This window comes from Kineococcus indalonis (assembly GCF_009906395.1).
Classification (GTDB): Bacteria; Actinomycetota; Actinomycetes; order Actinomycetales; family Kineococcaceae; genus Kineococcus; species Kineococcus indalonis.
The window spans coordinates 1-14,056 of sequence record NZ_JAAALM010000045.1 but is presented as its reverse complement, the minus strand read 5'-3'; the positions used below and the strand labels follow the sequence as shown (position 1 = coordinate 14,056).

12 protein-coding genes are annotated in these 14,056 nt (G+C 74.3%); 3 read left to right on the top strand and 9 right to left on the bottom strand.

All coding sequences use genetic code 11. From position 1 onward, the window contains the following. The 3 genes from GTR00_RS26255 to GTR00_RS04275 form a co-directional block, all read right to left on the bottom strand. Positions 1–167: RpiB/LacA/LacB family sugar-phosphate isomerase (locus GTR00_RS26255; protein ID WP_166610403.1), on the bottom strand; the 167-nt coding region annotated here is incomplete at its 3' end. 98 nt (positions 168–265) lie between these two features. Beyond that, entirely contained in the window at positions 266–1,615 is a 1,350-nt protein-coding gene (locus GTR00_RS04280) for an MFS transporter (RefSeq protein ID WP_205705024.1), read from the bottom strand. A gap of 40 nt (positions 1,616–1,655) precedes the next feature. Next, positions 1,656–2,729: a zinc-binding dehydrogenase gene (locus GTR00_RS04275; RefSeq protein WP_166610402.1), complete on the bottom strand. Its 1,074-nt coding sequence runs from the start codon at positions 2,727–2,729 to the stop codon at positions 1,656–1,658. A gap of 174 nt (positions 2,730–2,903) precedes the next feature. Here GTR00_RS04275 and GTR00_RS04270 point away from each other — a divergent pair, with 174 nt between their 5' ends. Continuing rightward, positions 2,904–3,881: a sugar-binding transcriptional regulator gene (locus GTR00_RS04270; protein WP_166610401.1), complete on the top strand. Its 978-nt coding sequence runs from the start codon at positions 2,904–2,906 to the stop codon at positions 3,879–3,881. Between the two features lie 66 nt (positions 3,882–3,947). Here GTR00_RS04270 and GTR00_RS04265 read toward each other — a convergent pair whose 3' ends face one another. The 6 genes from GTR00_RS04265 to GTR00_RS04245 all read right to left on the bottom strand — a co-directional run bounded on the left by GTR00_RS04265 (position 3,948) and on the right by GTR00_RS04245 (position 10,871). Next, entirely contained in the window at positions 3,948–5,468 is a 1,521-nt protein-coding gene (locus GTR00_RS04265) for an FGGY-family carbohydrate kinase (protein ID WP_166610400.1), read from the bottom strand. A gap of 67 nt (positions 5,469–5,535) precedes the next feature. Then, complete coding sequence (locus GTR00_RS22845; RefSeq protein WP_323132204.1) at positions 5,536–5,754, bottom strand: Beta-galactosidase C-terminal domain; 219 nt, start codon at positions 5,752–5,754, stop codon at positions 5,536–5,538. Beyond that, positions 5,748–7,718, bottom strand: a complete 1,971-nt coding sequence (locus tag GTR00_RS04260) for a beta-galactosidase (RefSeq protein ID WP_205705021.1) — start codon at positions 7,716–7,718, stop codon at positions 5,748–5,750. Before GTR00_RS04260 ends, GTR00_RS22845 begins: the two co-directional genes overlap by 7 nt. Further along, positions 7,715–8,611 carry a carbohydrate ABC transporter permease gene (locus tag GTR00_RS25535; RefSeq protein WP_166610399.1) on the bottom strand — a complete coding sequence of 299 codons (897 nt, stop codon included), beginning with the start codon at positions 8,609–8,611 and terminating at the stop codon, positions 7,715–7,717. Before GTR00_RS25535 ends, GTR00_RS04260 begins: the two co-directional genes overlap by 4 nt. Further along, a complete protein-coding gene (locus GTR00_RS04250; RefSeq protein ID WP_166610398.1) occupies positions 8,608–9,570 on the bottom strand; it encodes a carbohydrate ABC transporter permease in 963 nt (320 codons plus the stop codon). Before GTR00_RS04250 ends, GTR00_RS25535 begins: the two co-directional genes overlap by 4 nt. Continuing rightward, on the bottom strand, positions 9,570–10,871 hold the full coding sequence (locus GTR00_RS04245) for an ABC transporter substrate-binding protein (RefSeq protein WP_166610397.1): 1,302 nt from the start codon (positions 10,869–10,871) through the stop codon (positions 9,570–9,572). Before GTR00_RS04245 ends, GTR00_RS04250 begins: the two co-directional genes overlap by 1 nt. Positions 10,872–11,186: 315 nt before the next feature. On the opposite strand from GTR00_RS04245, the gene GTR00_RS04240 reads away from it, so the two are divergent. Beyond that, the gene (locus GTR00_RS04240) at positions 11,187–12,188 is read left to right on the top strand and encodes a LacI family DNA-binding transcriptional regulator (RefSeq protein ID WP_166610396.1); all 1,002 of its coding nucleotides are present in this window, start codon (positions 11,187–11,189) and stop codon (positions 12,186–12,188) included. A gap of 170 nt (positions 12,189–12,358) precedes the next feature. Next, positions 12,359–14,020 (top strand): sodium:solute symporter family protein, encoded by a 1,662-nt coding sequence (locus tag GTR00_RS04235; RefSeq protein WP_166610395.1) that lies wholly within the window; start codon positions 12,359–12,361, stop codon positions 14,018–14,020. Positions 14,021–14,056 lie beyond the last annotated feature (36 nt).

Here is a 14,056-nt window from a genome sequence, read left to right as displayed (position 1 = left end):
ACGTGCGGGTAGGCGGTGTCCTCGTCGCCGTTGACGCCGACGTCGATGACCTCCTTCACGCGCGGGTCCTTCAGCAGGTCGGCCTTGATGGCCTCCTTGTAGCTCACGCCCGCCTCGTCGGCGGCGACGACGACGCGCCACTGGGGGGTCTGGGTGCTCTCGCTCACGGTGCTCTCCTCCGGTCCTCGGGTTCGGCGTCCACGGTGTGCAACACCGCTCGCGCCGTGGTGTTCCTGACGATCAAGCCGGCGGCCGGGTCGGGTGGTCAGCCCTCGACGGGGACGGTGCGCCCGTGGGCCCGGTGCAGCTGCGGGACCTTCAGGAAGGACACGAGCACGAACGCGACGGCGTACAGCGCCACGAACGCCCACACCACCGCGACGTCGCCGCCCCCGGCGCCGTAGACCAGTGCCACGACGCCGGAGCCGAGGAACGAAGCCCCGCCGGCGGCGGTGGTGTACATGGCCATCGCGGCGCCCTTGTGGTCCGGGGCGAGCGCGGGCATGATCGCGCCCATCGGCACGAACCCGGCCAGCAGCATCCCGAACACGCAGCCGGCGACGACGGACAGCACGTAGCCCCAGTCGCTGCCGGCGGGCACGAGCTGCGGCACGTACCACCACAGCAGCAGTCCGCAGGCGGAGCCGACGATGCCGAACCACTTGACGGTGCGCTGCCAGCCGATGCGGTCGCCCAGAGCGCCGAACGCGGCGTTGACGAAGATGTTCGTCGCGTACACGCAGACGGTCATGAACAGCCAGCGGGACTGGCCCCAGCCGCGCTGGTCCGCGATGACGACCGGCAGCACGATGAACATCCCGAACTCGGGCGCGGTGTTGATCAGGCGCACCAGGAAACCCATGGCGATCCTCGGCCGGGTGAACGTCAGGCGCAGCCCGGAGGTGAGCACCTGCCCGGTGCTCTCACCGGCCGGGGCGATGCGCCGGCCGCCGCGCGGGTCCCGCACCCCGAACCAGGCGATGAGGAAACCGGCGACGACGAGGGCGGTCGAGGCGACCATCGCACCCGTCTCCCCGCGCGTGCCGCCGCCGAGGACCGGGATGGCACCGACGGCGAACAGCGAGCCCAAGGTGGGCAGGCCGCCGGTGAAGGCGACGTAGAACCAGCCGACGGCGGCACCGTTGCGCTCCACGGAGGTGGCGAGGTTGACCCACACCAGGAACGCGAACGCGAACAGCGGGAAACCGAAACCGCGCAGCGTGTACGCCACGGCGGTCAGCGCGAAGCTGTCCAGCTGCAGGCCGATGAGGAACAGGGCCTCGAACACGACCCAGACCGCGAACCCGAGCGCCATGACGCGGCGCGGACCGACCAGGTCGGACAGCGCCCCGGAGACGTAGCTGGCCACGAGCACCGAGAGGCTGTAGGCCGTGATGATGCCGGCGACGGTGGCCTCGGGCGAGCCGAGCACCTCCACCAGGTGGGGGGTGAGGAAGTTGGACTCCACGCCGTTGCCGGTCATGAAGACCAGCACGGCGAGGAACCCCCACTTCAGGATCGGCGGCACGCCGAGCCGCTCCAGACGACCCTCCGCGACGGGGGCGCCGGTGGCGACGCCGCCGGCGGGCCCGGGCGGGGGCGGGGGAGCGCTCACGACCCCGCCCCCGCCCGGGACGGCCCTCCTCGGCGCGCGGTCACGGGACGAGGGAGACCTTGACCGAGTTCGCCGAGTCGGCGACCAGGTCCAGCCCCTTCTGGAAGTCCTCCAGCGGCAGCTGGTGCGAGCAGATGTCGTCCATCGGCAGCCGACCGGACTCGATGAGGCGCAGCGCCGCGGGCCAGGTGTTCTGCCCCAGGTGCGCGCCCAGGACGTTGAGCTCCTTGTCGTCGCTGATGATGGACCAGTCCACGCTGACCGGGTCCTTGAACACGCTGTACTCCACGAACGTGCCGAGCTTGCGCAGCAGGTTCAGCCCCTGCGGGACGGCCGAGGGGTGCCCGGTGCCCTCGATGTAGACGTCGGCGCCGTAGCCGCCGGTGAGGTCCTTGACGGCCTGCACGACGTCGACCTCGGTGATGTTCAGGGTGACGTCCGCGCCGCACCTGCGGGCCAGCTCCAGCTTCTGCGGCAGCGCGTCGAGCGCGACGATGCGCCCGGGGAACCTCGCGGCGGCGCCGGCGACCATGCCCAGGCCGATGGGGCCGCATCCGGCGATCACGACGGTGTCGTCGAAGCGGATGCCGGCGCGCTCCACGGCGTGCAGGGCGCAGGAGAGGGGTTCGGCGTAGGCGACCTGCCACGGCGGCAGGTCCGCCGGGGCCTTGTGCACCAGGGCCTCGACGGGCAGCACGAGGTACTCCGCCATCGCTCCGGGGGTGCGGCGCTTGAAGCCGAACATGTCGTGCGGCTGGCACATGTGGTAGTCGCCGCGGTTGCAGTAGCGGCACTTCCAGCACGGCACGATCTGCTCGGCGACCACGCGGTCGCCCTCGGCCACGCCCCAGCGCTCGGTGCCCTCCTCGTCGATCTGGACGATCCGGCCGGTGAACTCGTGGCCGGGGATCACCATCGTCTCGGTCCAGGCGGGGCGGTTCTCGTCGCCCCAGAACTTCGCCGCGCCGTGGTAGCACTTCAGGTCGGAGGCGCAGATGCCCACGGCCTCGACCTTCAGCAGCGCCTCGCCGGGCCCGGCGACGGGCACCGGGACCTCCTCGAGGCGGTAGTCCTCGGGCCCGTGCACGACCACGGCCCTCATCGTGCTCGCCATGACTGCTCCTTCGCAGTGCTCCCCCGCCGGGTCTCCGGTGGGACCGTCGAGTGCGCTCGCCGCGGAGGGTGGGGCGTGCTGCCCGTCCCTCGGCCTTCCCGACGGTAGGGGGGTGCGGCACACTTGTCCAGCACACGTGTGCACCGGTTCCGCCCCGCAGGAAGGAGGCCCGGTGTGGCCCGCAGCTCGTCCAGCGCCCCCGCGGCCGGCTCCGACGGCCGCTTCCCGCTGCCGCTCGTGCACACCGCCGCCACCCTGTACTACCTGCAGGACGCCACCCAGGCGCAGATCGCCGAGCGCCTGGGCACCTCGCGCGCCACGGTGAGCCGGCTGCTGCGCGAGGCGCGCGAGCGGGGCCTGGTGCGCATCGAGGTGCTCCCGCTGCCCGCCGACGACCCCGGCGACCTCGCCAGCCGCCTGGCCGCGGGCCTGGGCCTGCAGCGGGTCCTGCTGGCCACCGCGACCTCGCCCGGGCACGTCGCCGAGGCGGTCTCGCCGGTGCTGGCCACGGCCCTGGCCGAGGCCGGGCTGCACCGCGGCGACGTGCTGCTGGTCTCCTCCGGGCGCACCGTGTACGAGCTCTCCCGGCGCGAGCTGCCCCCGCTGCCCGGCGTGGTGGTCGTCCCCATGGTCGGCGGGCAGGACGAGCCCGAACCCTGGTACCAGACGAACGAGATCGCCCGCCGGGTCGCGGCCGGCGTCGGCGGCACGCCCCGCTTCCTGCACGCCCCCGCCTTCCCCGAGCGCGGCCTGCGCGACAGCCTGGTGGCCGACCCCTCCTTCCAGCGCTTCGTGCACCTGTGGGAGCGGGCGCGCTGCGCCGTGATGGGCATCGGCGCGCCACCGCTGCAGCGCGACTCCATCCCCGGTTTCGTGCCCACCGGCGAGGCGCCGCTGCGCGGTGCCGCGGGCGACGTGGTCAGCCGCTTCTACGACGCCTCCGGGCGCGAGGTCGCCTACGAGGGCGCCGACCGCCTCGTCGCGGTGCCGCTGGACGTGCTGCGCGCGGTGCCCACGCGCATCGCGGTCGCCCACGGCGCGGTGAAGGTGCCCAGCATCGTCGCGGGCGCGCGGGGCGGCTGCTTCAACCAGCTCGTCGTCGACACGACGACGGCGGCGCAGGTGCTCGCCGCCCTGGAGCAGGGGCGGTGAGCACCACCTCGCTCGCGGGCCGGCGCGCCCCGCCGGCCGGCCCGTCCGGGGCGCGCGCGCACCGCCTCAGCCCCGGCTGCGCCGCTCCACCGCCGAGAGCAGGTGCTGCAGGTCCGCGGTCGCCTCGTGCAGGCGCCGGTAGGCCGGGTACAGCTCGGCGTACACCGCGCCGGCGCGCTCGTCGGGCTCGGTGAGGGTGCCCACGGAGTTCCAGGTGGCGTCCACGTCGAGCGCGCCGAGCGCGACGGCGGCCAGCTTGGCGTCGCCGTAGGAGGCGCCGATGCGCTCGGCGGGCAGCTCCTGGGCGCGTCCGGTGGCGTCGCTGACGATCTGCGGCCACAGCCGCGAGGCGGTGCCGCCACCGACGCCGACGACGCGGCGCACCGGCACGTCGGCGGACTCGATCGCCTCCAGGTCGTGCCGGACGCTGAACGCGGTGGCCTCCAGCAGCGCGCGGTGCACCTCCCCGCGGGTGCTGCGCAGCGTCAGCCCCAGCAGGGCGCCGCGGGCGTCGGCGTCGGCGAACGGGGTGCGCTCGCCCGCGAAGTACGGCAGGGCCAGCAGCCCGTTGGCCCCCGGCGGTGCCGCGGCCGCCTCGGCGACGAGGTCGGCCACGTCCGGGCGCCCGGCGGCCTCGCGCCACCACTCGGCGGCGGCGCCGGTGGCGGCGGTGCCGGCGGCCAGGGTGGACTGCCCCGGGCGCACCCCGGCGGTGCCCCACAGCGCCGGGTGCGAGCGCGGGCCGTCGGTGACGGCGACGAAGAACGTCGTCGTGCCGTACATGACCATCAGGTCCCCGGGCGCGCCGACGTCGACGCTCTCGGCCTCGGCCCACGCGTCGATCGTCCCGGCGGCCACGGGCGTGCCGGCGGGGATGCCGGTGCTCTCGGCGGCGCGCGCGGTGACGGTGCCCACGCGCTCGGAGGGCCACACCAGGCGCGGGGCCGGCAGGCCGGGCGCGACCTCCTCCCAGCGCTCGGGGATCCAGGAGGCCGTGCGCCGGTCGTACAGCGGGGTGGTCTGGCTGGCGGAGTGGTGGTCCAGGACGTGCTCGCCGGTCAGGCGGAACACCAGGTAGGAGTTCGCCATGAAGAAGTACCGGGCCCGGGCGAACAGCTCGGGGCGGTGCCGGCGCAGCCACAGCAGCTTGGCCCCGGCGGCCTGGGAGGACATGCGCGAGCCGCAGCGCTGCAGCAGGTCCTCGGTGCCGTAGCGCTCCTCCAGCTCGGCGGCCTCGGCCAGCGCGCGGGTGTCGACGCCGTAGAGGATCGCCGGGTGCAGCGGGGCGCCCCCGGCGTCGGCGAGCAGGGCGGTGGGGCCGATGCCGCTGGCGCACACGGCGACCACCCGCCCGGCCGCCGGGTCGTGCGGGTCGCCGGCGCGGGCGGTCAGCTCGCGGGCGATCGCGGTGAGGTCGGCCCACCACACCGCGTCGGCGTCGTGCTCGACCCGGCCGGGGCCGGGCTGGTCGGTGCGGTGGCTGCGCGAGGCCCGCGCCACCACCCGCCCGTCCAGGGTGACCAGCACCCCCTTGCTGCTGCCCGTGCCGACGTCCACCCCGAGCAGCAGTTCCGTCGTCCCCTGCACCGCACAGCCTCCTCGCGACGCGTCCGGGGCCGCATCCTCGCACCCGCGACCCCGGCCCGCACCGCCCTCAGCCCGGCGCGCCCCGCCCGGCCACGGGCTCGGCGGCGACCTCGGCGGCGACCTCGGCGACGACCTCGGCGACGACCGTGAAGCCGTCGCGCTCGGTGGTGCGCAGGACCGCGCAGCCGCGCGCCGGGACCACCAGCCCGCCCGCGGCCGCAGCGCCGGTGAGCAGGTCCACGCCCGGGCCCTGCACCCGCACCGCCGCGCGGGAGTGGTTCAGCACGAACAGGTGGTCGGCGCCGGCGCCGCGCCGGCGCACCACCTCCACCAGCGGCGGGCAGCCCTCCACGACCCGGCGGGCGCCGGCCTGCTCGCACAGCCCGGCCACCCAGGCGCGCAGCGAGGGCGCGTCCAGGAACGTGGAGACGTAGTGCGCCACCCCGCGCCCCACCCGGTTGCGCGGGTGATCGCCGGCCCGCCGGCCACGGCCTCCCCGGCGGGCACCGCCCCGTCCTCGCCGCCGGCCACGGCCTCGCCGGCGACCTCGGCGTAGCGGGCCACGACCTCGGCGCCCTCGCTGCTCAGGTGCTCGCTCCAGGTGAGCCCGGTGAGCGCCCGCCCGGGCCCGCCCGCCCCGCCCGGCCCGGTCAGCTCCACGCGCTCGGAGGCGTCCAGGGGGTGCAGCTCCTCCACCCGCACGCCCAGCAGCTCGCGCAGCCGGCCGGGGTAGCCGCCGGGCACCACGTGCAGGTGCTCGTCGGCGTAGCCGGTGAACGGCCACACGGCCAGGTGCCCGCCGCCCTCGACGAAGCGGCGCAGGCCGGCCGCGGCGCGGTCCGTCACCGGGAACAGGCTGGGCACCAGCACGAGGCGGTAGCGCGACAGGTCCGCCTCGGGGGCGACGAAGTCGACGGCGAAGCCCTCCTGCCACAGCACCCGGTGCGCTCCGCGCACGGCGGCGGAGTAGTCCAGGTCGTCGCTGGGCAGCTGGGGGGTCTCGGTGGCCCACCAGCCCTCCGCGTGCCACACGATCGCGACGTCGGCCTCCACGAGCGGGCCGTCCTGCGGCGGGGCGGCGACCTCCGCGAGGGACTCCAGCACCCGCCCCAGCCGCTCGAAGCCGCGGAAGGAGCGCGAGTCGGCGCCGGCGTGCGGGACGATCCCGCCGTGCCAGGCCTCCGAGCCGGCGGCGGGGGCGCGCCACTGGAAGAACAGCGCGCCCTGCGAGCCGCGCGCGACGTAGGACAGGGAGTTGCGCAGGACCCGGTCCGGTTCCTTGTGGGCGCGGCGGCCGGCGACCGTCGAGCTGGTCGTGCTCTGCTCCATCAGCAGCCAGGGCCCGCCGCCGGACCAGGAGCGCACCAGGTCCGCGCCGTAGGCGGCGTGCGCCTCCCCGTCGGGGCCGACGGTGTCCAGGTAGTGGTCCAGGGAGAGCACGTCCAGCTCCGGCGCCCAGCTCCACTGCTCCAGGTGGTTCCAGCTGGGCAGCATGAAGTTCGTCGTCACCGGCGCGCTGGAGCCCGTCGCGCGGATGGCGTCGCGCTGCTCGCGGAACGCCGCGAGCATCTCGTCGGAGGAGAAGCGGCGGAAGTCCAGCGCGTGCGCGGGGTTGGCCAGGTACTGCGTGCGGCGCGGGGGCAGCACGTCGTCCCAGGAGGTGTAGTGCTGCGACCAGAACGCGGTGTACCAGGCGCGGTTCAGCTCCGCCAGCGTGCCGTAGCGGCGCTGCAGCCAGCGCCGGAACGCCGCGGCGGCGTGCTCGCCGAAGTCCAGGGAGCCGTACTCGTTGTGCACGTGCCAGGCCAGCAGGGCGGGGTGGTCGCCGTAGCGCTCGGCCAGGCGCTGCGCGATCGCGCGGCTGGCCGCGCGGTACGCCGGGGCGCTGACGGCGTAGGTGTCGCGGCTGCCGTGCACCAGGCGCACCCCGTCCGGGCCGACCGGCAGCGCGTCGGGGTGGCGGCGGGTGAACCACGGCGGCGGGGAGGCGGTGGGGGTGGCGAGCACGACGCCCACGCCGCCGTCGTGCAGGGTCTGCACGACGCGGTCCAGCCAGCCGAAGTCGTACACGCCCTCCTCCGGCTCCAGCAGCGCCCAGGAGAACACCCCGACCGTGGCGGCGTTCACCCCGGCCTGGCGCATGAGGACGACGTCCTCCTTCCACACGTCCTCGCCCCACTGCTCGGGGTTGTAGTCGCCCCCGAAGAGCAGCCGTCGCGCGGGCAGCCCGCGGCCGGGTGCGTGCGTCATCCCTTCAACCCTCCACTGATGAGGTCCAGCCGCCAGAAGCGCTGCAGGAACAGCACCAGCGCGATGAGCGGCACGATGGACACGGCGGCACCGACGATGGCCAGCGAGTACAGCGCCGGCTCGCCGGAACCCTTCGACAGCAGGCTGTACAGCCCCACCGTCAGCGGGTAGCGGCGCTCGTCGGAGAGCATGATGAACGGCAGCAGGAAGTTGTTCCAGATGCCCACGAACTGCAGCATGAAGACGGTGACCATGCCGGGCACGAGCATCGGCACGGCGACCGAGGTGAACGTGCGCCACTCCCCCGCCCCGTCGATGCGGGCGGCCTCCACGACCTCCTCGGGCACCGCGGCCGCGGCGTACACGCGCGAGAGGTAGATGCCGAACGGCGAGATGATCGAGGGCAGCAGCACCGACCAGTGGCTGCCCACCAGGCCGAGCTCGGACATGATGAGGTACTGCGGGATCGCCAGCGTGATGCCGGGCAGCAGCACCCCGCCGAGCACCGCGTAGAAGATCGCGTCGCGGCCGGGGAAGCGGAACTTCGCCAGCGCGTAGCCGGACATCGTGGAGACCAGCGTGGACAGGACCGCGCCGGCGCCGGCGTAGAGCAGGCTGTTGGCGCACCACGTCAGGAACTGCCCGTCGCCGTAGGCGAAGAGGTCCGAGAGGTTCTCCAGCAGCCCGGTGCCGGGGGCGAACGTGAACGTGGAGAACAGCTCGCCGCGCGACTTCGTGGAGGCGACGAGCACCCACGCCACGGGCACCAGGCAGTACAGGGCGCCCAGCAGCAGCACCGCGGTGGGCAGCACCCGGGTGGTGCGTGCCGGGCCGCGGCGCGCGGCGCGGGGGGTGGCGGCGCGGGTGGCCTCGGGGGCGGTGGCCGCGCTCACGACTCGCTCCCGAAGGCGCGGCGCTGCGCCACGCGCAGCAGGACGACGGACACCGCCAGGGTGCCCACGGCCAGCAGGACGGAGGCGGCCGAGGCCAGCGGCAGGTCGTCGCGGGTGAACGCGTCGCGGTAGATGGTCATCAGCGGCACCCAGGTCTGCGTGATGGACGTCGTCATGGGCGCCAGGGTCGTCGGCTCGCCGTACACCTGCAGGGTGCCGATGAGCGCGAACAGCCCGGTGAGCACCAGCGCGGGCGCGACGAGGGGGACCTTCACCCGCAGCGCGATCTGCAGCTCGGAGGCGCCGTCCAGGCGCGCGGCCTCCTGCACCTCCGCGGGGATGGAGCGCAGCGAGGTGTAGATGATGATCATGTTGAAGCCCACGCCGCCCCAGACCGCGATGTTCGCCACCGAGCCGAACAGCGGGGCCCCCGACAGGAACGGCACCGCGCCCAGGCCCAGCGCCTCGGTGACGTGGCTGACGGGGCTGGTGGTGGGCAGGTACAGGAAGCCCCACAGCAGCGAGGCGATGACGCCGGGCACCGCGTACGGCACGAAGATGGCGGTGCGGGAGAACCGCTTGGCCGTCGTGGTCGTCGCGTCGAGCAGCAGCGCGAACAGCAGCGCCAGGCCCAGGGTGAGCGGCACGGCGATGAGGCCGTAGACGGCCAGGCGCCCGAAGCCGCCGAGGAAGTCGGCGCTGGTCAGCGCGGCGGCGTAGTTCTCCAGGCCGACGAACACCTCCTCGCGCCGGCCGAAGGGGCCGCCGCCGCTGACGCGCAGGCCGCGCAGGCTGAGGTGCACGGCGTACCCGACGGGCACGAGCAGGAACAGCACCAGCAGCAGCACCCCGGGCGCCAGGAACAGGTAGGGCGCGATCGGGACGCGGCCGCGCCGCCCGGCCCGCCCGGGCGGGCGGGCCGCCGGGCGGGCGGGGGCCGCGGGTCCGGCGGTGCCCATCAGCCGGCGCTGACCGTGAAGCCGGACTTCTCCATGTCGGCCACGACCGCCTCCTGCACGGCGGCCAGGGCGTCGGTGAACGAGGTCCCCCGCGTCGCCGCGGCGTTGAAGGCGTCCTGGAAGGCGCTGCTGGCGACGTTGACGTTGGGACCCCAGCTCACCTCGGGCACGGTGTCGGAGGCGATGCGCTGGGCGACCTGCCAGTAGTCGGCCTGCTGCGGGGACTGCACCGGCGGGGCGCTGGAGAGCGTGAGCTCCTGCCCGACGAGCGAGGCGGGGTACTGCCCGGCCTCGATCTGCGCGGCCGAGCCCTCCTTCGAGGTGTTGATCCACTCGGCGAACTCGGCGGCCTCCTCGGGGTGCTCGGAGGAGGTGGTGACCACGACCGCGGACCCGCCCTGGAAGGACACCGCGGAGCGGCCGGCCTCCCACTGCGGGATCGGGGCCAGGGCCCACTGCCCGGCCTGCTCGGGGACCACGCCGTTGACGACGCCGTTGGCCCACAGCGCAGAGGGCCAGGACAGGACCTCCCCGGCGGCCAGGCGGGCGTTCCACTCCGGGGTCAGCAGCGGCTGGGCGTCGATCACGCCGCGGTCGACGAGGTCCTCCCAGTACTGCGCGACCCGGCGGGAGGGTTCGTCGTCGATGCTGACGGTCCAGGCGTCGCCGTCGACGGTCCACCACTGCGCGCCGTTCTGCTGCGCCATGGCGGCGAAGCCGCCGAACTCGGCCGGCGCGAACGTCGTCAGCGTGGCGGCGGGGTCCTTCTGCTCGACCTGCTCGGCGACGGCGGCGAACTCCGCCCAGGTGGTGGGCACCGGCAGGCCGAGCTCGGTGAAGCGCGCCTGGTTGTAGACCAGCGCCTGCGGGCCGACGTCCTGCGGCACGCCGTAGACGGCGCCGTCGAACTCGACCTGGCTCCACACGCCGGGGTTGAACTGCTCCTCCGCGTCGGCCACGTGCTCGCCGATGTCGGCGGCGACCCCGCCGACGATCATGGCGGGGAGGGTGTCGTACTGGACGACGGCGACGTCGGGGGCGTTCTCCGCGCGGGTGGCGGTGAGCAGCTTGGCGCTGGAGTCGGTGGACCCGCCGGCGTCGGTCTTCCTGACCTGCACGTCGGGGTGGGTGCGGTTCCACGCCTCGACCATGCCGTCCTGGGCGGTGCCCCAGGCCCAGTACTCCAGGGTGATCGGGCCGTCGGCGGCGGACGCGCCGTCGCCCGAGCCGTCCGACGAGCAGGCGCCCAGCGACAGCGCCAGCGCCGCGGCCGTGACGGTCGCGAGAGCTCTGACCTGCATCTCGTCTCCTTCGACGTGGTGTCTCGAGCGGATCGGCGCCGATGTGGTGAAGCGCTTCGACGCCGTGGTTCGAAAGCTTCGACGCGCACCGCGCCCGCTGTCAAGGCTCTCCCCCGGACCAGCGCGGGAGAGCGCCGGTCGCAGGAAGGCGGAGACCTCGGGACGGCAGCCTCGGGTCGATCACCCGAGCGAACCGCTTCGACGCGATCGGGGCCGATGCGCCGCGCACCGCGGCGGGGGTCGGCCATGATGCCCGGGGCGCCCACGACGGCGGGCACGACGCTGGGCACGACGGTGGGCACGGGAGGGGCGGGGATGGCGACCATCACGGACGTCGCGCAGGCGGCCGGGGTCTCGCCGAGCACGGTCTCCTACGTGCTCAGCGGCAAGCGGGCGATCTCCCCCGCCACCCGGGCGCGCGTCCTGGACGCCGTGGACCGCCTCGGGTACCGCCCGCACGCCGGCGCGCGCGCCCTGGCCTCCAGCCGGGCCCACGTGATCGGCCTGGTCGCCCCGCTGCACGAGGACGCCGACGTGAGCATCGTCATGCAGTTCGTGCGCTCGGTGACCACCACCGCGCGCCGCCACGACGACGACGTGCTGCTGCTGACCTCCGAGGACACCGGCGCCCTGGAGCGGGTCACCTCCGCCTCCCTCGTCGACGGCCTGGTCGTCATGGACATCGAGGCCGAGGACCCCCGCACCGCGCTGCTGGCCCGGCTGGGGCGCCCCTCGGTGCTCATCGGCCTGCCCCGCGACAGCCGCGGGCTGTCCTGCGTGGACTTCGACTTCGCCCGCGCGGCGCGCACCGCGGTGGACCACCTGGCGCGGCTGGGCCACCGGCGCATCGGCCTGGTCAGCGCCAGCGCCTCCTCGGTGCACCGCGCCGGGTACGTGGACCGGCTGCGCTCGGCGTTCGTGGAGGCGGCGGCGCGGGCGGGCGCGCAGGTCGCCACCGAGCCGTGCGACCCGTCCCCGGCCTCCGCGCGGGCCTGCCTGGCCGCCCTGCGCGCGGCCCTGCCGCAGCCCACCGCCCTGGTGGTGCACCACGAGGCGGCGCTGCCGCACCTGCTCGACGCGCTGGCCGCCGAGGGCACCCGGCTGCCCGAGGACCTCTCGCTGCTCAGCGTGGGCGCCGCCGACCCGGCCGCGCGGGAGCTGCGCCCGGTGGACGCCATCGAGGTGCCCGTGGCCGAGGTCGGGCGCGTGGCCGTGGAGATGCTCGCCGAGCGCATCGCCGGCAGCACCACCTCGGAGGTGCGGCTGCTGTCCTCGCCGGTCGTGCAGCGCGGGACCACGGCCCCCCCGCGCGGCTGAGCGGACCGGCCTGCGCAGCACCGCGGCACCCCTCGTCCCGGGGCGGGCACGCAGGGTGCCCGCAGGGGCCACCCGGGCGACCCCGGTTCCCGGTCCGGGAAAGAAGTGTGATGAGGTAACCGGCGGCCTGCGCAGCCGTGGGCCGTTCCGAACCACCACGAGGACGTCGCATGCGCACCGCTGCCGATCTCCGGCTCGACATGGGGGCCGTCGACTACGGCCTGCTCCTGTTCTACTTCGCCGTCGTCCTGGGCATCGGGCTCATCGCCCGCCGCCAGGTCCGCACCAGCCTGGACTTCCTGCTCTCCGGGCGCTCCATGCCCGCGTGGATGACCGGCCTGGCGTTCGTCTCGGCCAACCTCGGCGCCACCGAGATCCTCGGCATGGCCGCCAACGGCGCCCAGTACGGCATCGCCACCATGCACTACTACTGGATCGGCGCCGTGCCGGCCATGGTGTTCCTGGGCCTGGTGATGATGCCGTTCTACTACGGCGCCAAGGTCCGCAGCGTCCCGGAGTACATGCGCCGCCGCTTCGGCCCCGGCGCCCACGTCGCCAACGCGATCGCCTTCTCCGTCTCCAGCCTGCTCATCGCCGGGATCAACCTGTACGCGATGTCGCTGGTCATCGAGGCGCTGCTGGGCTGGCCGTCCTGGTTCGCCGTCCTGGTCTCGGCCGTGTTCGTCCTGGCCTACATCACCCTCGGCGGCCTCTCCAGCGCCATCTACACCGAGGTCCTGCAGTTCTTCGTCATCGCCGCCGGCCTGGTGCCGCTGACCGTCGTGGGCCTGAAGGCCGTCGGCGGCTGGGACGGGCTGAAGGAGAAGGTCACCGCCGGCGTCGGCGAGGGTCACCTGCACACCTGGGCCGGCACCGGCATCGGGGACGTCACCAACCCCATCGGCGCCGACTGGCTGGGCCTGGTGCTCGGCCTGGGTTTCGTCGTCAGCTTCGGCTACTGGACCACCAACTTCGCCGAGGTGCAGCGCGCGCTGTCCGCGCGCAACATGTCCGCCGCCCGGCGCACCCCGCTCATCGCGGCGTTCCCCAAGCTGTTCATCCCGTTCGTCATCATCGTGCCCGGCATGATCGCCGTGGTCACCGTGCAGGGCCTGGGCTCCGCCGGCGGGCCCACCTACAACGACGCGATCCCCGCGCTCATCAACGAGTACCTGCCCTCCGGCGTGCTCGGCGTGGCCGTCACCGGCCTGCTCGCCGCGTTCATGGCCGGCATGGCCGCCAACGTCTCCAGCTTCAACACGGTCTTCACCTACGACCTGTGGCAGGACTACGTGAAGCCGGGCATGCCCGACACCTACTACCTCAAGGTCGGCCGGGCCGTCACCGTCGTCGGGGTCCTGGTGGGCGTCGCCACCGCGTTCATCGCCGCCGGGTTCAGCAACATCATGAACTACATGCAGGCGCTGTTCTCGTTCTTCAACGCGCCCGTCTTCGCGGTCTTCCTGCTCGGCCTGCTCTTCAAGCGCATGACGCCCAAGGCCGGGCTGGTCTCCTACCTCGTCGGGCTCGCCGTCCCGGTGACGATCTACGTGCTCTACACCTCCGACGTGCTGCGCTTCAACTCCGACCTGGCCGAGACGATGTGGGGCTCCATCTGGAGCTTCGTGTCCGTGGTGGTGGTCGCCGTGCTGGTCTCGGCGTTCACCCGGCCCAAGCCGGACTCCGAGCTCGGCGGCCTCGTGCAGGGCGTGGGCACCATCGACCTCAGCGGCGACCACGTCGTCGGCGACACCGCCTGGTACCGCTCCCCCGCCCTGCTCGGCGCGGTCGCGCTCGTGCTGTGCGTCGTGCTGTACCTGCCGTTCCTGTGACCCCGGCCGCCCCCGTGGCCCGCACCCCCTGGACCC